Below are 19,479 nucleotides of genomic sequence, written 5' to 3'. Positions count from 1 at the left end.
CGTGCGCCTGTCGCCCCGCATGTTCCGCGCGCTCGCCTGGGGCCTTCTGGCCCTGGGGGCGAGCGCCGCGCCGTTTGCGCTTTTCGCCGCGGCGGAGGGCGAGGAGGCGGTCATGCGCGGGTTTTTCGTCACCGCTGCGGCCGGAATCTTCGTCGGCGGCGCGACATTGGCGGGCACCGCGAGCCTCAACCGGCCCGCAGGCGCAGCGGCTGCGCTGAGGCTCGCCTTCTACGGCTGGCTCGTCGCGCCCCTCTTCGCGAGTCCGCCTTTCATCATGGCCACGGGCGGTTCCGTCACCGGGCTGTTTGAAGCCTATTCCGCGCTGACCACGACCGGCGCCGTCGTCCTCGCCGCGGAAGATGCGCCCGCCTCGATCATCCTCTGGCGATGCTGGCTCGCCTGGCTCGGCGGCCTGGTGAGCCTCGTGCTCGCCGCGACCGTTTTCGCCGCGCTAGACAGGCGAGGGGTGGGCCTCAGACGCACCAGCCTCCTGACCGTCGAGCGGGCCGACCTGTTCACCAATTTCGGTCGGGCGATCCGGCGCCTCGGGCTGGTCTACGCGCTCGCCACGGCGGTTGGGTGGCTCGCCCTGATGCTGAGCGGGACGCCAGCATTCGCAGCGGTGTGCCTGGCGCTGTCGGGCGTGGCGACGGCGGGGTTCACGCCGTTCTCGGTTCCGCTGCTCGAGGCGATCCCGGCGCCGGCGGTGCTCGTACTGGCCGCGCTGTGTCTGGCCGGAGCCTGGAATTTCGCCGTGCAGTACGAACTCCTATCGCGGTTCAGGGCTCATCGCGGCACGGGCGAGCTGCGCGCCATGGGGGCTGTGGCCGGCGCGTGCGGGATCGCGGCGCTTTTCACGGCTGGCCCTGAGCAGCTGGGTCCGGCCGTGCTCGATGCGCTGTTCGCGGTGACCACGGCGGGCTTCGACGCCTCGGCCGCGGCGCCGGTTCCGATCGCCGCACTGGTGCTGCTGGCGATGGTCGGCGGATCGCCGATCTCGACTTCAGGCGGGATCAAGATGCCGCGGGTCCTGCTTCTGGCGCGGCGGGCGGCCGGCGAGCTCTCGCTGCTCTCCCATCCGTCCGCAGCGGTGAGAACACGCTTTGCTGGCCGTTCGGTCAGCGACGACGCGCTCGCCGGGGTCTGGGTCTACGCCATCGCCTTTCCCGTCGCGCTCGGCTTCGGGGCCGTGGCGATCGGGCTCGGCGGGGCGGAGTTTTCCGACGCCTGGCGCGCGGCGGCGGCGAGCCTTGCGAACGCCGGCCCGCTCGGCGGTGTGGATTACGCGCTGCTGTCAGGACCTTCGCTGGCCGCCTGCGCGTTGCTGATGGTCGCAGGCCGGCTCGAAGTGCTGGCTGCCGCCGCGGCCGTCTACGTGATCTTCGCGCGCGACTGAGCGGCGCTGCGGCGGAGTTGCCTGTTGCGGCGCGTCGCGAGGCTGTTTACCTGTTCAGGCGGGCCGTCCGGTCCGGCGAAACGAGAACAAAGAAGACCGATGTCCAACGATAAGAAACAGAACCTGCAGGACGTGTTCCTGAACGCGGTCCGCAAGGGCAAGACCCCGCTCACGATCTTCCTGGTGAACGGCGTGAAGCTGCAGGGCGTGGTCACCTGGTTTGACAATTTCTGCGTCCTTCTGCGCCGCGAAGGCCAGATCCAGCTCGTATACAAGCACGCCATTTCCACGATCATGCCGAGCCAGCCCGTCCAGCTGTTCGAGCGCGACGAAGATGACGGAGAGAGCGAGGATTGATCGACCGCCGGCCCGCCGCCGAAACCGCGCTCGTCGTCCATCCCCAGGGGTGGGACACCGATCCCGAGCGCGCCGAGGCGCGCCTCGAAGAAGCTGCGGGCCTTGCCGAAGCGCTCGATCTCGTTCCTGTCGAAGCCCGGGTCGAACCGGTCCGCAAGCTCGACCCCGGCGCCTATTTCGGCTCCGGCAAGGTCGAGCAGCTCAAGGAGCGCTGCGCCGAACTCGGCGTCTCGGTCCTGATCGTCGACACCGCGCTCACCCCGGTCCAGCAGCGCAATCTCGAAAAAGCGCTGAACGTGAAGGTCGTCGACCGCACCGGGCTGATTCTCGAAATCTTCGGCCGCAGGGCGCAGACCCGCGAAGGCCGGCTGCAGGTCGAACTCGCACGTCTGACCTATGAACGCTCCCGCCTGGTGCGCACCTGGACCCACCTGGAACGCCAGCGGGGCGGGCAGGGCTTCATGGGCGGGCCCGGCGAAACCCAGATTGAGACCGACCGGCGAATTCTCGCCGACAAGATGGCCAAGCTCCGCCGCGAGCTCGACGAGGTCAAACGCACCCGGGAGCTGCACAGGAAGCGCCGCAAGGCCGCGCCCTGGCCGACGGTCGCGCTCGTAGGCTACACAAACGCCGGTAAGTCGAGCGTTTTCAATCGCTTGTCCGAAGCGAAAGTGCTCGCCAAGGACATGCCGTTCGCCACGCTCGACCCTACGACGCGCGCAGTGCGGACCCCCTCGGGCCGCAAGATCCTGCTCTCGGACACGGTGGGCTTCATCACCGATCTGCCGACCGAGCTGATCGCCGCTTTCCGCGCCACACTGGAAGAGGTCGTCGAGGCCGACGTGCTGGTGCATGTGCGCGACATGGCCGATCCTGACAATGAAGGCCGCAAGCGCGACGTCGAAGGCGTCCTGGACGCCCTGGACGCCGGCGAGGCGCATGGCCAGACGATCATCGAGGCCTGGAACAAGGCCGACCGGCTCGACCCCGAAACCCGCGAGGATCTGCACTGGCGCACGCGCCTGCCGCGCAAGCCCGGCCGACCGGTTTCAGTGCTCACCTCGGCGGAGACCGGGGAGGGGCTCGATCAGCTCATGGCGTTCGTCGACCGGGCGCTTGCGGCTGAAGACGTGGTTCTCACGGTCAAGGCCGGTGCGAGCGACGCGGCCGCGCTCGCATGGATCCACGAGCATGGCGTGATGCTGGACGACCGCATCGATCGCGAGACCGGCGCGACCTGGGCTGTGGCGCGCCTGACGCGCCCTGACGCCGGCCGGTTCCGGCGCAAATTCCCCGGCCTGGAAGTCGCCGAAGAGCGTGCGGTGGCGGAGTAGGGCTCAGCCCTTGCGCTCTGCGGCCTTGGCCGCGTTCCACTCGACCTCCATGGCCTTGAGATCAGCCACGTCCACGCTCGAACCTTTAGCCTCAAGGCGTTGTTCGACTTCGCGAAACCGGCGCTCGAATTTCGCGTTCGCGTCGCGCAGCGCGACTTCGGGGTCGACGCCCAGCTTGCGGGCGACATTGACCACTGTGGACAGAAGATCGCCGACTTCCTCCCGGATATGGGCGGGATCGCCGAGATCTACCGCTTCGCGCAACTCGGCGAGTTCCTCATCCACCTTCTCGAACACGCTGGGAATGTCCGGCCAGTCGAAGCCGACCCGCGCGGCGCGCTTCATCAGCTTCTCGGCGCGCATCAGGGCGGGCAAGGCGAGGGGAACGTCGGCCAGCACGGACGGGTCGCTATCGGCCTTTTCGGCGCGCTCTGCGGCTTTCTGCGCTTCCCAGGCGACGGTCTGGCTTTCCGCGGTGCGCTCTTCAGCCGCGCCGAAAACATGCGGGTGGCGGCGCACCATCTTCTCGGCGATGGCTTCGGCGACGTCTTCGAAGGCGAAGTGTCCTTCTTCCTCAGCCATCTGCGCATGAAAGACGACCTGGAAGAGCAGGTCGCCGAGCTCGACCTTCAGCTCTGCCATGTCGCCGCGCCGGATCGCATCGGCGACCTCGTAGGCTTCCTCGATCGTGTAGGGTGCGATCGTCGCAAAATCCTGCTCGACATCCCACGGGCAGCCGCCGTTCGGATCACGCAGCCGCGCCATGATCGCCAGAAGCCGGGTCATCGGGTGCGCGGACGGGTCTTCGGCGCGCGCTAGATCGCGCTGCGAAAGGCGGGATCGGGACGAAGAGGGCTCGGCCATAGCGGCCTCCATTTATCGCATAAGATATATTATGAGAAACTGCGCGTGGCCTAGATCGGGTCCGCCGCGACAATCTCTCCGGATTCGGCGCGCACCGTCACCGAGAGCCCGTCATAGGCCGGACGGACGCCCTCAGGCAGCGTTTCGGCGAGCGTGCGGTAGTCGAGATCGACATGGAGATTTGTGAGCACGCCGAGCTGCGGCGCGGCGCGCTTCAGCCAGTCGAGCGCCATGCCGAGATGGGCGTGGCTGGGATGCGGTCGTTCGCGTAGCGCATCCACGATCCAGAGCCCGCAGCCCTCGATCTCGCGCCAGGCCGCCCCATCCAGCCCGTTCACGTCCGGCGTATACACGATCGGCCCGCAGCGCACGCCAGAGCACGGCGCGCCGCCATGCTCCACATCAAACAGCGTGACGCCCAGCCGGCCGCCCGGCCCGTCGAACTCGGCGGTTTCGCCTGAGCCGAGCTCTTCGGCGATCAGAAGCGGCGGATAGCCCGAGCCTTTCGGCGTTTCAAAGATATACCCGAAGCGCGATTTCAGCGTCCGGGCCGTCGCCGGGCTCATCGCCGCGAAGAACCGCTCGCGGCGGCGATAGACGAGCGCGCGGACATCGTCGATGCCGTGCGCCTGGTCGGCGTGCGTGTGGGTATACGCAATTCCGTGCAGAGCCGGCGCGCCGGCGGCCAGCATCTGATACCTGAGATCGGGGCTCGTATCGATCAGGACCCGGGTCGATTGGCCGGCGTTCATATCTTCGAGCGACGCCGCACGTTCCAGAAGCAAGCTACAGCGGCTACGGTGGTTTTTCGGTTCGTCAGGGTCACAGGCGCCCCAGTCGCCGTCGATCCGCGGCACGCCGCCGGACGAGCCGCAGCCCAGTATGGTCGCGCGTATGACGGCGCTCGAACTCACCGCCCCGCCGCGATCCGATTAAACAGCGAGAGCGCGGCGCGCGTCGTGTTTTGAGCCGTTTCGTCCTCGGTCCAGCCTTTGAGCTCGCCGAGCTTGGCGGCGACATGCGGCAGGAACGCGGGTTCGTTGCGCTGACCGCGATGCGGCACGGGCGCGAGATACGGGCAATCGGTCTCGACGATCACCCGGTCGCCGGGCACGACGTCGCGGAACACGTCCCGGACGTCTTCGGCCTTCTTGAACGTGATGATGCCGGAGGCGGAGAAATACGCGCCGAGCGCGGCTGCGCGGCGAGCCAGCTCCGCGCCTCCGGTATAGCAATGCAGAAGCGGGCGGTACGCCCCCTTCCCCATCTCCTCTTCCAGGAGACCAGCCATCTCCTGATCCGCTTCACGGCAGTGAAGAATGATGGGGAGCCCCGTGCGGCGCGCCGCTTCGATATGCGCGCGAAGCGAGGCGAACTGCGCCTCGGCCGGGCTGTACCCGTAATGAAAGTCCAGACCGGTCTCCCCGATCGCGACGACCTTGGGATGACGCGCGATCTCGATCAGCTCGTCGGCGGTGATGTCCGGCCGGTCCTTGGCGTGATGGGGGTGCGCGCCGATCGTGCACCAGACGTCGTCATGGGCCTCTGCGATCGCAGAGACCGCCGCAAAATCGGAAAGCCGGCAGCAGATCGCGATCATCGGGCTCACCCCGGCTGCGCGCGCCCTGTCGAGCACGGCGTCCAGATCGTCGGCGTAATCCTCGCCGTGGATGTTCACATGGGTGTCGATGAGCATGGCGTCAGGCGGCGGCGTCCTGGACCAGGCCGAGCGCGGCCCAGATCGTTTGCTTGGGGTCGAGATAGAGGGTTTCGCTCTCCCTCGCCAGCCTCGCGATCTCGTCGGCCGCCTTCACCCAGCCGCCCGCCGCTTCAGGACCGCCCTGCCCGAGCGCGAGGCTGCGGGCACGGTCGCGGGCGTAGCTCGTCAGGAAGTCGAGCAGGAGCGCCTTCATCGCCTCGCCGTCCTTGCGAGCGGTGCTGGCGGCGAGCCGCGCCGCAGCGGCGCGATCGAGCGAAGGAAGCCGTGAAAGCGCCTGATCGAGATCGTCTTTCAGCTTTGGCGCGTCAGTGGCCGCTAGAGAGAGCGCCCGGCCCGGCGCGCCTGCGGCGAGCGCGGCCGCGCGGGCGGCGTCGTCTTCGCCGATCCGGTGGGCCTCGCTGAGCCAGCTTGCGGTCTCCTCTACAGAAGGCGCGCGCAGCGAAAGCCGGCGGCAGCGCGACCGGATCGTCGGCAGAAGCCGTCCCGGCGTGTTCACGACCAGGATCAGCAGTCCGCGCCGCGGCGGCTCCTCGAGCGTTTTCAGAAGCGCGTTCGCGGCGTTGATGTTGAGCTCGTCAGCGGCGTCCACAAGACAGACCCGCCAGTGGCCGCCGCTGGCGCTGCGCGAAAAGAAATCCGGCGCGCGGCGCGACTCCTCGACCGTGATCTCTGCACGCAGCTTCTTCGTTTTCTCGTTGAAAGGCCTGCGAATCAAAAGGAAATCGGGATGAGAAAGCGCTTCAAGCTTGCGGCAGGCGGGATCCATCGGATCGGCGGCGAGCCCCTCGCCCACAGGCTTCGCGCCCAGCGCCCGTCGCGCCAGGCGCCAGGCGAGCGTCGCCTTGCCCACGCCCTTGGGTCCGGTGATCATCCAGGCGTGGTGCATGCGCCCGCTGTCGAGCGCGCGCGCCATCGCCGCTTCGGCGGCGTCGTGTCCGAACAGATCATAGACCGACCGGGGATGGGCGAGATCGCCCTCTCGGTCGGGTTCAGGAATGTCGATCTCGCTCACGCCAGCGTCTCCAGCCGTGCGCGAATCGCCGCCTCGGCCGCATCGGCCAGAGCTTCAGGCGATGACGCGCCGTCCAGCAGGACGCAGCGGTCAGGTTCCGCCTTTGCGATGTCGAGAAAGGCCTTGCGCAGGTTTTCATGGAAGGTCTGAGGCTTGCGCTCGAACCGGGTCTCGCCGGATTGCCGTCCTTCGGTGCGCGCGAGCCCGACTGCGGGATCGAGATCCACGATGAGGGTGAGATCCGGGCCGAAGCCGTCCAGCGCCGCATCCTCGATCGCGCCGATCCGTTCCGGCGACAGCCCGCCCGCTGCGCCCTGATAGGCGCGCGTGGAGTCTGTAAAACGGTCGCAGATCACGACGGCGCCGCGCTCCAGAGCAGGCCTGATCAGCTTTTCGACATGGTCGGTGCGCGCGGCGAACATCATGAGCGCCTCCGCGACGGCAGACCACCGGCCAGGATCGCCGGTCACCAGAAGCGCGCGCAGCGCCTCGGCGTTCTCGGTTCCCCCGGGTTCGCGGGTGGTGACGACCTCGCGGCCGTCCTTACGCAGGCGCGCGGCGAGCGCGGCGGCGAGCGTGGTCTTGCCCGCGCCCTCGCCGCCCTCGAGCGTTATGAAAAGCCCCCTGCCCGGCACCGTCAGCCGCCGCGGATCAGGCGCAGAAGCGAATCCCCGGCCCGGCCGAACATGCCCTTCTTCTCAACCGAAGCGGCCGCTTCGAGGGGCACGGTGCGCGTGCGGCCGTCAGGCAGGCTGATCTCCAGGCTGGCGATCTGATCGCCCTCGGCCACCGGGGCCTCCACCGGGCCCTGATAGACGATCTCGGCGGTGAAATCGTCCACGCTGCGGCGGTGCATGCCCACACGGATCGTATCGGCGGCGCGCAGCGGCACGGTTTCGGCCTGGCCCAGCCAGAGCTCGGCCTGGCCGACCTGCCCACCGGCGGCGACGAGCTCGACCATCTCGAATTCGTTGAACGCTGCGCGCATCAGCCGCTCGGCCTCGTCGGCGCGGGCGCGCTCGCTTTCCATGCCGTTGAAAACAACGATCCGGCGCTCGCCGTCCTGCTCGGCCGAAGCGACCAGGCCGTAGCCGGACTCGCTGGTGTGTCCGGTCTTCAGCCCGTCCACGCCCTCGAACAGGCCCAGAAGCGGGTTCCGGTTGAACTGGCGGATGCCGTTATAGGTGAACTCCTCGATGCCGTAGAGGCCGTAATAGGCCTGGTGCTCGGAGATGATGTGCCGCGCCAGGCGCGCCAGATCGGCGGCCGAGATCCGATGTTCGGGGTTCGGCCAGCCGGTGGCGTTCGCGAAGGTCGCGGTGTCCAGCCCCAGCTCGCGGGCGCGCTCGGTCATCATGTCAGCGAAGTTCTCTTCGGTGCCACCGATCGCCTCGGCGACCACGATGCAGGCGTCGTTGCCCGACTGCACGATGATGCCCTTCAGAAGATCGTCGACACGCGCCCGCGAGTTCACCTCGAGGAACATGGTCGAGGAGCCCGAGGCCGAGCCCCCGCGCCGCCAGGCGGTCTCGCTGACCGGCAACTCGGTGTCCATGGAGAGCTCGCCGTTCTCCAGCGCCTCGAAGACCATGAGCGCAGTCATGAGCTTGGACATCGACGCCGGCGGCATCGGCGCTTCGGCGTTCTTGGAATAGAGAATCTCGCCGGTCTCGTAGTCCATGATCACGGCGTTGGTGGCGCGCGTCTCGAAGCCCTGCGCGAACGCGGGGCCTGCGGCCATTGCGAACGCGAAGGCGGCGATGGCGATCAGTCTGCGCATGGGCGGGTCACCTCTTTGGCGTGTCTCGGATAGGGCGTGAAAGCAATAAAGCGTGTCGGAAGCATGACGGCTCAGGGCCGCTCTGCGGGATTGAAGAACTCAGGCGGCGCGGCGCGGTCCGCGGCGTCGGCGGGACCGAGCGCCTCGATCCTGACCTCGGCGACGCCGTCGTCGATGAAGCCGAGCGCGTCTGCGGCGGCGCGGCTGAGGTCGATCACCCGGCCCTCCACGAACGGCCCGCGATCATTGATCCGCACCAATACGCTCTCGCCGGTGTCGATCCGCGTGACGCGCGCCAGGCTCGGCAGAGGCAGGCTCGGATGCGCCGCGCTCATGTCGTGCTGGGAGAAAATCTCCCCGTTGGCCGTGAGGTTCCCGTGAAAGCCCGGCCCGTACCAGCTGGCGAGTCCCGTTTCCACCACGCGCGGCGTGTCGTTTTCGGGTGCGATCGCTTCATAGACCGGCGGGCTGAAAACCCGCGCGGCGGGGCGCGCGTCGCCGGCCTCTCGCTCGGCTTCGGAGGCGCAGCCGGACAGTGCGGCGAGGCCGAAAAGGCTCAAGGCGAGCGGCGCGGCGCGTTTGATCACGTCGGAGGTCCTCGCGGCAGTTCGGATCGGTACCCGGCGACCATAGCCCCGAACCCGCGCATCGGAAAAGCGCGCCGTCACACAGAGCCGAGCGGTGCGCAGCGCCAAGTGCAGCCGGGCGGCCTTGCGCGCCGCCTTCAAGGCCCGCTAAACCGGCTCAGACGGAGGAGTGGCTGAGCGGTCGAAAGCGGCGGTCTTGAAAACCGTTGAAGGTTTACGCCTTCCGGGGGTTCGAATCCCTCCTCCTCCGCCAGGCCTTTAATTCAAGTTCTGCTGGGCTTTCGGGCGCGCCGCGGTCCCGTTCACCAGGGCGACCCCACTCCAACCGGCGCTGGATCGTCGGCGTTGGAGCGCGGCTTGGGGCCGGCGCGCGCTCGTCCTGTAGTCGTTCCGCTCCCCTTACCGCGCTTTCACTTGTCCGCATAGTTCGACGCGATAATCTGGCCGCCGATCTGAGGGAGAGTTTCATGCCGTCGAGCTTTCTGGCGCGCGCAGGTCTGTCCGGTGCAGCGCTGTTTTTCGCCGCGCCGGCCTTCGCCACGCCGCCGATCCAGAATCCGGGCGCGCCGGGGCAGGCCGGCCGGACGCTGACCGCCGAGCAATCGGTGGAGATGGCGGCCTCGAGCTATATTCCCGCCGACGCGCAGTTCATGCGCCACATGATCGTCCACCACGATCAGGCGGTGGAGATGAACGCGCTCATCGCCGAGCGCACCGGCAATCGCGAGATCGTCCTGCTGGGCCGCCGCATCGCCATGACGCAGGAAGCCGAGATGGCGCTGATGGAGCGCTGGCTGAAAGCGCGCGGCGAACCGGTCGAGGCCGACGATCTTCACGCCGGTCACGGCACGCATGGCGACCACTCGGCCCATGGCGGCCATGACGCCCACGCCATGCACGGCGATCATGCCGATCACGCAGACCATTCCGATCACGGCGCGCATGCGCCCGATCCCGGCGACGTGCCGCTCATGCCCGGCATGCTCAGCCCCAATCAGATGGCCGCGCTTCGCGCCGCCGAGGGCGGAGAGTTCGACCGGCTGTTTCTCGAAGGCATGATCGTTCACCACCAAGGCGCGATCGACATGGTCGAAGCCCTGCTCGCCCGTCCCGGCGCGGCGCAGGACACCACGCTTTCGGAATTTCTGTCTCACGTCGTCGCTGATCAATCGGCCGAAATCCTGCGCATGCGCGTCATGCTGGACGCCATGGAAGACGGGCACGGCCATCACGGGGAGCACCACCATGACTAAGCGTTTTCGTTCACTCCTGCTCGGCGGGGCGATGATCGCCCTCGCCGCGCCGGCCTACGCGCAGACCCAGACGATTCTCGAGGATGAGCGCACCACGCTCGCCGCCGGGGTCGAGGATCCGGGCGTCGCCGCCTGGAACATGGAGCGGGTGCACGCGATCAGCCCGCCGCCGGGCTTTTACGACCCGGACACGTTCTTCTCGCCCACGCGCATGATGGAGATGTTCCGTGAGCGTCAGGCCGCCGAAGAGGCCGGCGAGGAGCTGCCGCCCCTGCCCGTGCGGATGAACTTTTCCAATACCGACATCGCGTTCACCGGCGATCTTGTGGTCCTGGGCAATTATCACGGGGTGAACTTCTACGACACGTCGGTGGAGGGCGCGCCCGAGCATGTCGCCTCGCTGGTCTGCCCGGGCGGTCAGGGCGACGTGTCGATCCACGGCGACCTGATGTTCATGTCGGTGGAGGAGAACAAGGGCCGGCTCGATTGCGGCGTCGGCGGCGTCGAAGGCGAAGTCAGCGCCGAGCGCTTCCGCGGCATCCGCATCTTCGACATCTCCGATCTTCAGAACATCCGTCAGGTCGCGGCAGTTCAGACCTGCCGGGGCTCGCACACCCACACGCTGGTGCCGAACCCGGACGATCCGTCGATGGTCTATATCTACAACTCCGCGACCAGCGGCGTGCGGGCGACCGACGAACTCGAGATCTGCTCGACCGGCGATCCTGAGGAAAACCCGGAGACCGCGCTCTACTCGATCGACGTGATCGCGGTGCCGCTCGACGCACCGGAAAACGCCGCCATCGTGAACCGTCCGCGCATCTTCGCCGACCGCGACACCGGCGAGATCGCCGGCCTGTGGCGCGGCGGCCGGGCGGGCGTCGCCACCCAGCGGACCGCGACGACCAATCACTGCCACGACATCACCGTCTATCCCGAGCTCGGGATCGCGGCGGGCGCGTGCTCGGGCAACGGCATCCTTCTGGACATCTCCGATCCCGAAAACCCCGCGCGCCTTTCCGAGCTGTTTGATCCGGATATGGCCTACTGGCACTCCGCGACGTTCAACAACACCGGCGACACGGTCATCTTCACCGACGAGTGGGGCGGCGGCATCGGTGCGCGCTGCCGCGCCGAAGACCCGGCGAACTGGGGCGCGAACCTTGTTGCAAAGATCGACGGGACCACGCTTCAGGGCGTGAGCTTCTTCAAGCTGCCGAGCGTTCAGGGCGAAGCGGAGAACTGCGTCGCGCACAACGGCTCGCTGGTGCCGATCCCCGGCCGGGACATCTTCGTGCAGTCCTGGTACCAGGGCGGTATCTCGATCATCGATTTCACCGACCCGGCGAACCTCAAGGAAATCGCCTATTTCGACCAGGGCCCGGTCTATGAGGACGAGCTGATCCTCGCCGGCTACTGGTCGGCCTACTGGCGCGACGGAAAGATCTACGGCAGCGAGATCGTCCGTGGTCTCCACGTGTTCGAGCTTCTGCCCAGCGACATGCTGTCGGAAGCCGAACTCGCCGCCGCGATGCAGGCCGTCGAGCCTGAGGCTGCGAACGTGCAGACCCAGACCGCGATCACCTGGAACGACCATCCCGACGTCGCCCACGCCTATCTCGACCAGCTTGCGCGCGGCGAATCCGTAGACGCCGAGCTGATCGAGCGCGCCCGCGAGGCGGTCGCGCGCTGGGAGGACGGCCGTCCGAACCGTCGCGGCATGCGCCGGCTGGCGAACGATCTCTCCGAAGCGATGGAGGGCGTGGAAGGCCGTGACGCGAAGCGCATGGCCGAACTCAGCGGCCTGCTGCGCCGCGCGGCGAGCTAGGATCGCCCGGCGAAGGCGGCGCTCGAAAGAGCGTCCCGCACGCCACGCCTCGAGACAGGGGCCGGCCTCGCGCCGGCCCCTTTTTCTTTTCCGATTTTCATTTGGTTCCGGGCGGGCTTGCGCTAACTTTAAAGGCGAGCGGAAGGGGCTCGAAACATGACTTTCGGCGTGCGTTTCATCGCTGGCCTTCTCATCGCGGCCGGAATCGCCCTGTCCGCCGCCTCGGGTCTGGTTCGGCAGGACGCCGAAGCGCCTCTCGTCATGACCGCCGAGCTCAGGGGCCCGATCGGCCCGGCGACCGCGGCTTTCATCACCCGCGCGATCGACGACGCAGACGAGGCGTCCGCCTCCGCTCTGGTGGTGCAGATGGACACGCCGGGCGGACTTGATTCGGCCACGCGCGACATCAACCAGGCGATCCTCGGCGCGGACGTGCCCGTGATCGTCTATGTTTCGCCGTCTGGCGCGCGGGCGGCCAGCGCAGGTGCGTTCATCACCTACGCCAGCCATCTCGCCGCGATGGCGCCGGGCACCTCCATCGGTGCGGCCACACCTATCCAGATGGGCGGCGGCGGGGGCGGATCGCCTGCGCCCTCCCCCTCGCCCGCACCGGCCGAAGACGCGCCGTCTGACGCCGCAGGCGAGGACGGTGACGCTCAGCAGACCGATGAGGCGGCTGGGGACGCGTCTCCCGCCGCGCCCAGCGACGCGCAGGCGCTGCGCAACAAGGTGGTCAACGACGCGGCCGCCTATATCCGTTCGCTCGCTGATCTCAGGGGGCGGAACGCGGACTGGGCCGAGCGTGCGGTGCGCGAGGCGGTCAGCGCGTCTGCAGACGAGGCGCTCGAGCTGGGCGTGATCGAGATCGTCGCGAGCGACCTCGAAGATCTCTTCGCTCAGGCGCAGGGGCGCGAAATGGACATGGACGGCCGCACGGTCACCCTCGAGATCGAAGGCGCGCGTGTCGAAGCGATCGAGAAGACCTTCGCCGAAGAGGCTCTGCAGGTCATCACCGATCCAAACATCGCCTTCCTGCTGCTCAATCTCGGCTTCATCGGGCTTCTGGTCAGCTTCTATAACGGGCTCGAGCCGATCACTGCGATCGCCGGGATCATCTGTCTGATCATCGGGCTTTATGCGCTCAACACCCTGCCGCTCAATTATGCGGGCGCGGCGCTGATCGTGCTCGGCATTGCGCTTCTGGTCGCCGAAGCCTTCATCGCCAGCAGCGGGCTGCTCGCGCTTGGCGGGCTGGCCGCATTCGCGATCGGCGCGCTCATGCTGATGGACACAGAGGTCGAGGCCTTCCGGATCGACTGGCGGACGATCGCGGCTGTAACCGCCGTGCTCGGCCTGTCGACCTTCCTTCTGGTGAGCTACGGGCTCGCCGCGCAGGGGCGGAAGGTGACCACCGGCGACAAGGGACTGATCGGTCAGACCGGATCGGTGCTGGAATGGTCCGGCGACCGCGGCTTCGTGCAGGTCGACGGCGAACGCTGGAGCGCGGTGTCAAAGGACGCGCTAAGCCCCGGAGACGCCGTGAAGGTGACCGGCATCGACGGACTGACCCTCAAGGTGAAGAAGGCCTAGGCGCGCGGGGCGCGCGCAACGCTGAAGGAGAGAGACGTTCATGGCCGAACTCGGCATCAATCTCGGTTTCTGGGTGGCCGTCGCGGTCATCCTGTTCGCGATCGTCAGCTCTGCGGTGAAGATCCTGCGCGAGTACGAACGCGCCGTGGTCTACACGCTGGGCCGCTATACCGGGACGTCCGGGCCGGGCCTGATCATCCTCATCCCGTTCATTCAGCAGATGGTGCGCGTGGACATCCGCACCGTCGCAGAGGACGTTCCCAGCCAGGACGTGATCAGCCAGGACAACGTGTCGGTGAAGGTGAACGCGGTCATCTACTACCGGATCGTCGACGCGCAGAAGGCGATCAACCAGGTGGAAGACTTCCGCATGGCGACGAGCCAGCTGGCGCAGACCACGCTGCGCAGCGTTCTGGGCAAGCACGATCTCGACGAGATGCTGACCGAGCGCGACAAGCTGAACGCCGACATCCAGCAGATCCTCGACGTGCAGACCGAGGCCTGGGGCATCAAGGTGGCCAACGTCGAGATCAAGCATGTCGACCTCGACCCCTCGATGATCCGCGCGATCGCCCGGCAGGCTGAGGCCGAGCGCGAACGGCGCGCCAAGATCATCTCCGCGGAGGGCGAACAGCAGGCCGCCCAGAAGCTAGCAGAAGCCGCCCAGGTGCTGGGCGAGCAGGAGGGCGCGATGCAGCTGCGCTATCTCGGCACGCTCACCGAACTCGGCAATGAAGGCAGCTCGACCATCGTCTTCCCGATGCCGATCGATCTTCTGCACCGCTTCTCCGGCGCGTTCGGCAAGCCCGAGGGCGGCGGCAAGGGCTGAAGCCTGAAGACGGGCGAAACGAAGCGCAGCGAACAGCGTTGAAGAAATTCATGCGGCGGGGCAGCTTCACTGGATGGAGAGCCCCGAGATGACCAGCTACGTGATCGCCCCGCCCGCCGAGACCGTCCTGCCCGTCGAGGGTGGCGGTCAGTACCCTGTGCGCCGGGTTTACTGTGTGGGCAGGAACTACGCCGACCACGCCCGGGAGATGGGCTCCGATCCCGACCGAGAGCCGCCGTTCTTCTTTTCCAAGCCGCGCGATGCGGTGACGAGCGGTGAGACGGTCCCCTACCCGCCTGCGACCAAGGATCTTCACTACGAAGCCGAACTCGTCATCGCGCTCGGCGGCGGCGGCTCTGATCTTTCGCCCGAGCAGGCCGGAAAGCTCATCTACGCCTGCGCGGTGGGAGTCGATCTCACCCGGCGCGATCTTCAGAACCAGGCAAAGAAAGCCGGCAAGCCCTGGGACATGGCCAAAGGGTTTGACGGCTCCGCGCCGGTGGGCGCGCTCAAGCCCTGCCGGGCCCTCGACGAGGGCGCGATCAGCCTTTCGGTGAACGGTGTGGCGCGCCAGTCCGCAGATCTGTCGCACATGATCTGGTCGAGCGCGGAGATCGTCAGCCATCTGTCGAAACTCGTGCGGCTGGAAGCCGGCGACCTCATCTTCACCGGCACGCCCGCCGGCGTCGGCCCGGTCGAGCGCGGAGACTGGATCGAGGCGCGCATCGACGGGCTCATGCCGCTGAGCTTCACTCTGGTCTGACGCGCGGCGCGCTTGCCCGGCGGCGGGCCCGCAGGGTAGACCGCTGGCCGAGGAGCGCGCGATGGCCGACCGACTGAAGACATCCGTCGATCTGTCCGGCGAGGACATTCACTGGGAGCCCGAGGGCGGGCTGTCCTACGGCTCCTATCTCAGGCTCGATCAGGTGCTGTCCGCGCAGGTTCCGTTGACCGGAGAGCATGACGAGATGCTGTTTCTGGTGATCCACCAGGCCAGCGAGCTCTGGCTCAAGCTCTGCCTTCACGAACTCGACGCGGCGATCGCCGACCTCAAGGCGGACCGCACGCGCCCGGCGATGAAGAACCTCGCCCGCATCGCCCGCATTCAGGAGCAGCTGACCCAGTCCTGGGCCGTGCTCGCCACGATGACGCCGGCCGACTATCTGCGCTTCCGCGACAAGCTGGGGCAAAGCTCGGGCTTTCAGAGCTGGCAGTATCGGTGCCTGGAGTTCCGGCTCGGAAACAAGAACCCTCGCCTCGCCCGCGTTTTCAGGAACGAACCGGAGAACGAGGCGCGCGTGCTCGCCGCCCTCGGCGCGCCGAGCCTTTATGATGAGACGCTGTGCATGGCCGCGCGCCACGGCTTTGATCTGCCCGCCGGGGTGACCGACCGGGACTGGGCGGAAGCCTACACGCCGTCCGATGCGGTCGAAGCGATGTGGCGAGAGGTCTATCGCGACGTCGAAAAGCACTGGGAACTCTACGAGTTCGCCGAAAAGCTCGTCGATCTCGAACAGAAATTCCAGCAATGGCGCTTCAACCACATGAAGACGGTCGAGCGGATCATCGGATTCCGGCGCGGCACGGGGGGCAGCTCGGGCGTCGGCTATCTCGTCAAGGCGCTCGATCTACGGCTCTTCCCCGAACTCTGGACCGTCAGAACCTCGCTCTAGCCATTACGTCAGGGACCCATGCGTCAGTTCTACATCTTCATCAAATGCGAGTTGGGGCGGACCTATGACGTCGCCAGCCAGATCGTCGATACGGTCGAGGAGACCCGGCAGGTCCATTCGGTCTCCGGCGCGTTCGACCTGCTGGCGCAGTTCGCCGTGCCCAGCGAAGCGGATATCGGCCGGTTCGTGAACCAGAAGATCCAGACCGTTCCCGGCGTGAAGGACACCCAGACGATCATCTGTTTCAACGCCTTCACCTCCGACCGGGGCCTGGGCGAAGCCTGATGCATTTCGGCGTCTTCGACCTTTTCAAGATCGGCGTCGGTCCGTCGAGCTCGCACACCGTCGGCCCGATGAAGGCAGCGCGCCTGTTCCTCGAACGCGTCGAAGCCGAGCACGGGCTCGACAGAATCGCGCGTGTGCAGGCCGAAGCCTATGGCTCGCTGGCGCTGACCGGGACCGGTCACGCCACCGACAAGGCGATCCTGTGGGGGCTTGAAGGCGTCCCGCCCGAAGAAGCCGATCCCGACGCCCTGCCCGGCATGATCGACCGTATCGAGGCTGAGAAGACCATCCGCCTGCTCGGCCGGCGGGAGATCGCGTTCGACCGCGAGCGGGATCTGCTCTTCAAGGGCCAGACCCGCCTGCCATTTCACTCAAACGCCATGAAATTCATGGCCTTCGATGAAGATGCTGATGTTCTGCGCGAAGAAATCTGGTACTCGATCGGCGGCGGGTTCGTGATCGACGAGGCCGAGGCGGGGCGCAATTCCGCCGCAGAGGCGCTGCGCGGCGAGCCCTACCCGTTCGACACCTGCGATCAGCTGCTGGCGATCTGCGAACGCGAAGGCCTGACCATCCCTGAAGTGATGATGGCCAACGAAACCGCGTTTCGTAGCGAAGACGAGATCCGCTCCCGCGTCGACGAGATCGCCGCCACGATGGAAGACTGCATCGAGCGCGGCACCCGCATGGACGGCGAGTTGCCCGGCGGGCTGAAGGTCAAGCGGCGCGCGCCCGCCCTGCGCCGCAAGCTGATGGAGGAGGCCGCGCGCGCCGAAACCGATCCGCTGGCCAGCATGGAATGGGTCAATCTCTGGGCCATGGCGGTGAACGAGGAGAACGCGGCCGGCGGCAAGGTCGTCACCGCGCCGACCAACGGCGCGGCCGGCATCATCCCGGCCGTGGCGCGCTATTTCGACCGCCATCATCGGCGCTCGGGCGATAGCGACGCGCTGTGCCGCTTCTTCCTGACCGCCGCAGCGATCGGCGCGCTCTACAAGAAGAACGCCTCGATCTCCGGCGCTGAAGCCGGCTGTCAGGGCGAGGTCGGCGTGGCCTGCTCGATGGCCGCAGGCGCCCTGGCCGCAGCGCTGGGCGGGTCGAACAAGCAGATCGAGAACGCCGCCGAGATCGCGATGGAGCACAATCTGGGGCTCACCTGCGATCCTGTGGGCGGGCTCGTTCAGATCCCCTGCATCGAAAGAAACGCCATCGGCGCGATCAAGGCGATCAACGCCGCGCGCCTGGCGATGATCGGCGCCAGCGAATACAAGGTCAGCCTCGATCAGGTCATCGAAACGATGCGCCAGACCGCCGCCGACATGAACGACAAATACAAGGAAACCAGCACTGGCGGCCTCGCCGTGAACGTGCCGGTGTGTTGAGGGCGTTCGGCGGGTTTTCCTGACAGGCGGTAGGCGAGGCGCTAACCCCGGACCGCGCTTGGACGCTTGCGCCACACTCGGGACGAGGTCCCGGCCCTACCCCCGGATCAGGTCCGGGGATACGGCCGGGAATTCACCGAGTGGAGGGCTTGGGCTGATCGGCTAAGCCGCCAGCCCTTCAGCCGTCTTGAACTTCGCCTCGGTGCAGGCCTCGATGTCGGCGACCGTCACGTCCGGGGCGAGTTCGATGAGCTTTAGGCCGTCCTCGGTCACATCGAACGCGCCCATCGTGGTGATGATGCGGTCCACGCAGCCCTTGCCGGTCAGCGGCAGCGAGCATTCGTGCAGCAGCTTGGGTTCGCCGGCCTTGTTGGTGTGGTCCATGATCACGACCACGCGCTGAACGCCGGCGACGAGGTCCATCGCCCCGCCCATGCCCTTGACCATCTTGCCCGGGATCATCCAGTTGGCGATGTCGCCTTTCTCGGAGACCTCCATCGCGCCCAGGATGGACAGGTTGATGTGCCCGCCCCGGATCATGCCGAAGCTGTCCGCCGAGCTGAAATAGCTGGTCTGGGGAAGCTCGGTGATGGTCTGCTTGCCGGCGTTGATGAGGTCGGGATCGACCTCGTTCTCCCGCGGGAACGGCCCCATGCCCAGCATGCCGTTCTCCGACTGCAGGGTGACGTCCATCCCCTCGGGAATGTAATTCGCCACCAGCGTCGGGATCCCGATGCCGAGATTGACGTAGAAGCCGTCCTCAAGCTCCTTGGCGGCGCGTTCGGCGAGTTGGTCGCGGGTCCAGGCCATGTCTAGCTCCTTGTCTCTCGCTTACGAACGCACGGTGCGCTGTTCGATGCGCTTCTCGTGTTCGCCCTGGATCAGGCGCTGCACGAAAATGCCGGGGGTGTGGATGTGGTCGGCGTCGAGTTCGCCGATCTCGACGATCTCCTCGACCTCCGCGACGGTCACCTTGCCGGCGGTCGCCATCATCGGATTGAAGTTCCGCGCGGTCTTGCGGAAGACGAGATTGCCCGCCTTGTCCGCCTTCCAGGCCTTCACGATGGACAGGTCCGCGGTCAGGCCGGTCTCCATGATGTAGGTCTCGCCGCCGAATTCCTTGTGCTCCTTGCCTTCGGCGACCAGCGTGCCGACGCCGGTCTTGGTGTAGAAGGCCGGAATGCCCGCCCCGCCCGCGCGGCAGCGCTCGGCGAGCGTGCCCTGCGGGTTGAATTCGAGCTCGAGCTCGCCGGACAGATACTGGCGTTCGAACGTCTTGTTCTCACCCACATAGGAGCTGATCATCTTCTTGATTTGCCGGGTGTGCAGCAGCAGTCCCAGCCCGAAATCGTCCACCCCGGCGTTGTTGGAGATCACCGTGAGGTCCTTCGCGCCGGAATCACGCAGCGCCAGGATGAGGTTCTCCGGAATGCCGCACAGGCCGAAACCGCCCGCCATCACGGTCATGCCGTCGAAGGTGAGCCCTTCGAGCGCGGATTTCGCGTCCGGATAGATCTTGTTCGCCAAGGCCGGTCTCCCTGTCGCCGGTTAGATTTTCAACGCTCGTTTAATCCTGCTCGCAGCACGTC

At 67.0% G+C, this 19,479-nt stretch carries 20 protein-coding genes and 1 tRNA gene; 12 read left to right on the top strand and 9 right to left on the bottom strand.

The genetic code is table 11. The features are described from left to right. Position 1 precedes the first annotated feature (1 nt). From ABL308_12515 to hflX, 3 genes are all read left to right on the top strand, one after another. Positions 2-1,396 (top strand): potassium transporter TrkG, encoded by a 1,395-nt coding sequence (locus ABL308_12515; protein ID XBQ15766.1) that lies wholly within the window; start codon positions 2-4, stop codon positions 1,394-1,396. A 99-nt stretch (positions 1,397-1,495) separates the two neighbouring features. Further along, positions 1,496-1,753 (top strand): RNA chaperone Hfq, encoded by a 258-nt coding sequence (hfq, locus tag ABL308_12510; protein XBQ15765.1) that lies wholly within the window; start codon positions 1,496-1,498, stop codon positions 1,751-1,753. Beyond that, on the top strand, positions 1,750-3,087 hold the full coding sequence (hflX, locus tag ABL308_12505) for a GTPase HflX (protein XBQ15764.1): 1,338 nt from the start codon (positions 1,750-1,752) through the stop codon (positions 3,085-3,087). Before hfq ends, hflX begins: the two co-directional genes overlap by 4 nt. Before the next feature lie 3 nt (positions 3,088-3,090). On the opposite strand, the gene mazG is transcribed toward hflX, so the two are convergent. The 7 genes from mazG to ABL308_12470 form a co-directional block, all read right to left on the bottom strand. Continuing rightward, positions 3,091-3,873, bottom strand: a complete 783-nt coding sequence (mazG, locus tag ABL308_12500) for a nucleoside triphosphate pyrophosphohydrolase (protein XBQ17740.1) — start codon at positions 3,871-3,873, stop codon at positions 3,091-3,093. 128 nt (positions 3,874-4,001) lie between these two features. Beyond that, complete coding sequence (locus ABL308_12495; GenBank protein XBQ15763.1) at positions 4,002-4,703, bottom strand: MBL fold metallo-hydrolase; 702 nt, start codon at positions 4,701-4,703, stop codon at positions 4,002-4,004. 158 nt (positions 4,704-4,861) lie between these two features. Then, positions 4,862-5,647, bottom strand: a complete 786-nt coding sequence (locus ABL308_12490) for a TatD family hydrolase (GenBank protein XBQ15762.1) — start codon at positions 5,645-5,647, stop codon at positions 4,862-4,864. Between the two features lie 4 nt (positions 5,648-5,651). Beyond that, the gene (locus ABL308_12485; protein ID XBQ15761.1) at positions 5,652-6,683 is read right to left on the bottom strand and encodes a DNA polymerase III subunit delta'; all 1,032 of its coding nucleotides are present in this window, start codon (positions 6,681-6,683) and stop codon (positions 5,652-5,654) included. Continuing rightward, positions 6,680-7,318, bottom strand: a complete 639-nt coding sequence (tmk, locus tag ABL308_12480; protein ID XBQ15760.1) for a dTMP kinase — start codon at positions 7,316-7,318, stop codon at positions 6,680-6,682. The genes ABL308_12485 and tmk overlap by 4 nt, the downstream gene beginning before the upstream one ends. Before the next feature lie 2 nt (positions 7,319-7,320). Then, positions 7,321-8,463: a D-alanyl-D-alanine carboxypeptidase family protein gene (locus ABL308_12475; GenBank protein ID XBQ15759.1), complete on the bottom strand. Its 1,143-nt coding sequence runs from the start codon at positions 8,461-8,463 to the stop codon at positions 7,321-7,323. Between the two features lie 71 nt (positions 8,464-8,534). Next, positions 8,535-9,050: a septal ring lytic transglycosylase RlpA family protein gene (locus ABL308_12470; protein XBQ15758.1), complete on the bottom strand. Its 516-nt coding sequence runs from the start codon at positions 9,048-9,050 to the stop codon at positions 8,535-8,537. A gap of 163 nt (positions 9,051-9,213) precedes the next feature. Between ABL308_12470 and ABL308_12465 the strand changes: the two genes are divergently transcribed. From ABL308_12465 to ABL308_12425, 9 genes are all read left to right on the top strand, one after another. After that, positions 9,214-9,303 (top strand) — tRNA-Ser (locus ABL308_12465). 214 nt (positions 9,304-9,517) lie between these two features. Further along, positions 9,518-10,303 (top strand): DUF305 domain-containing protein, encoded by a 786-nt coding sequence (locus ABL308_12460; GenBank protein XBQ15757.1) that lies wholly within the window; start codon positions 9,518-9,520, stop codon positions 10,301-10,303. After that, a complete protein-coding gene (locus ABL308_12455; protein XBQ15756.1) occupies positions 10,296-12,131 on the top strand; it encodes a hypothetical protein in 1,836 nt (611 codons plus the stop codon). The genes ABL308_12460 and ABL308_12455 overlap by 8 nt, the downstream gene beginning before the upstream one ends. A gap of 156 nt (positions 12,132-12,287) precedes the next feature. Then, positions 12,288-13,721, top strand: a complete 1,434-nt coding sequence (locus ABL308_12450; GenBank protein XBQ15755.1) for a nodulation protein NfeD — start codon at positions 12,288-12,290, stop codon at positions 13,719-13,721. A 40-nt stretch (positions 13,722-13,761) separates the two neighbouring features. Then, positions 13,762-14,550 carry a slipin family protein gene (locus ABL308_12445; GenBank protein ID XBQ15754.1) on the top strand — a complete coding sequence of 263 codons (789 nt, stop codon included), beginning with the start codon at positions 13,762-13,764 and terminating at the stop codon, positions 14,548-14,550. Positions 14,551-14,638: 88 nt separating this feature from the next. After that, positions 14,639-15,313: a fumarylacetoacetate hydrolase family protein gene (locus ABL308_12440; GenBank protein ID XBQ15753.1), complete on the top strand. Its 675-nt coding sequence runs from the start codon at positions 14,639-14,641 to the stop codon at positions 15,311-15,313. Between the two features lie 61 nt (positions 15,314-15,374). After that, the gene (locus ABL308_12435; protein ID XBQ15752.1) at positions 15,375-16,223 is read left to right on the top strand and encodes a tryptophan 2,3-dioxygenase family protein; all 849 of its coding nucleotides are present in this window, start codon (positions 15,375-15,377) and stop codon (positions 16,221-16,223) included. Positions 16,224-16,241: 18 nt separating this feature from the next. After that, complete coding sequence (locus tag ABL308_12430; protein XBQ15751.1) at positions 16,242-16,508, top strand: Lrp/AsnC ligand binding domain-containing protein; 267 nt, start codon at positions 16,242-16,244, stop codon at positions 16,506-16,508. Beyond that, entirely contained in the window at positions 16,508-17,890 is a 1,383-nt protein-coding gene (locus ABL308_12425; GenBank protein XBQ15750.1) for an L-serine ammonia-lyase, read from the top strand. Before ABL308_12430 ends, ABL308_12425 begins: the two co-directional genes overlap by 1 nt. A 162-nt stretch (positions 17,891-18,052) precedes the next feature. Here ABL308_12425 and ABL308_12420 read toward each other — a convergent pair whose 3' ends face one another. Both ABL308_12420 and ABL308_12415 read right to left on the bottom strand, forming a co-directional pair. Beyond that, on the bottom strand, positions 18,053-18,700 hold the full coding sequence (locus tag ABL308_12420) for a CoA transferase subunit B (protein ID XBQ15749.1): 648 nt from the start codon (positions 18,698-18,700) through the stop codon (positions 18,053-18,055). Between the two features lie 21 nt (positions 18,701-18,721). After that, positions 18,722-19,417: a CoA transferase subunit A gene (locus ABL308_12415; GenBank protein XBQ15748.1), complete on the bottom strand. Its 696-nt coding sequence runs from the start codon at positions 19,415-19,417 to the stop codon at positions 18,722-18,724. Between the last annotated feature and the right edge of the window lie 62 nt (positions 19,418-19,479).

This window comes from Oceanicaulis sp., assembly GCA_040112665.1.
Lineage (GTDB): Bacteria > Pseudomonadota > Alphaproteobacteria > Caulobacterales > Maricaulaceae > Oceanicaulis.
Note: the sequence above shows the minus strand (reverse complement) of the source record. Positions and strands in the feature narration are given on the sequence as shown.

Excerpts from the sequence above, each read along its gene's own strand:
- hfq (XBQ15765.1), top strand. The coding sequence starts at position 1,496 with ATGTCCAACGATAAGAAACAGAACCTGCAGGACGTGTTCCTGAACGCG.
- mazG (XBQ17740.1), bottom strand. The coding sequence starts at position 3,873 with ATGACCCGGCTTCTGGCGATCATGGCGCGGCTGCGTGATCCGAACGGC.
- ABL308_12495 (XBQ15763.1), bottom strand. The coding sequence starts at position 4,703 with ATGAACGCCGGCCAATCGACCCGGGTCCTGATCGATACGAGCCCCGAT.
- ABL308_12490 (XBQ15762.1), bottom strand. The coding sequence starts at position 5,647 with ATGCTCATCGACACCCATGTGAACATCCACGGCGAGGATTACGCCGAC.
- ABL308_12475 (XBQ15759.1), bottom strand. The coding sequence starts at position 8,463 with ATGCGCAGACTGATCGCCATCGCCGCCTTCGCGTTCGCAATGGCCGCA.
- ABL308_12460 (XBQ15757.1), top strand. The coding sequence starts at position 9,518 with ATGCCGTCGAGCTTTCTGGCGCGCGCAGGTCTGTCCGGTGCAGCGCTG.
- ABL308_12455 (XBQ15756.1), top strand. The coding sequence starts at position 10,296 with ATGACTAAGCGTTTTCGTTCACTCCTGCTCGGCGGGGCGATGATCGCC.
- ABL308_12450 (XBQ15755.1), top strand. The coding sequence starts at position 12,288 with ATGACTTTCGGCGTGCGTTTCATCGCTGGCCTTCTCATCGCGGCCGGA.
- ABL308_12445 (XBQ15754.1), top strand. The coding sequence starts at position 13,762 with ATGGCCGAACTCGGCATCAATCTCGGTTTCTGGGTGGCCGTCGCGGTC.
- ABL308_12440 (XBQ15753.1), top strand. The coding sequence starts at position 14,639 with ATGACCAGCTACGTGATCGCCCCGCCCGCCGAGACCGTCCTGCCCGTC.
- ABL308_12435 (XBQ15752.1), top strand. The coding sequence starts at position 15,375 with ATGGCCGACCGACTGAAGACATCCGTCGATCTGTCCGGCGAGGACATT.
- ABL308_12430 (XBQ15751.1), top strand. The coding sequence starts at position 16,242 with ATGCGTCAGTTCTACATCTTCATCAAATGCGAGTTGGGGCGGACCTAT.
- ABL308_12425 (XBQ15750.1), top strand. The coding sequence starts at position 16,508 with ATGCATTTCGGCGTCTTCGACCTTTTCAAGATCGGCGTCGGTCCGTCG.
- ABL308_12420 (XBQ15749.1), bottom strand. The coding sequence starts at position 18,700 with ATGGCCTGGACCCGCGACCAACTCGCCGAACGCGCCGCCAAGGAGCTT.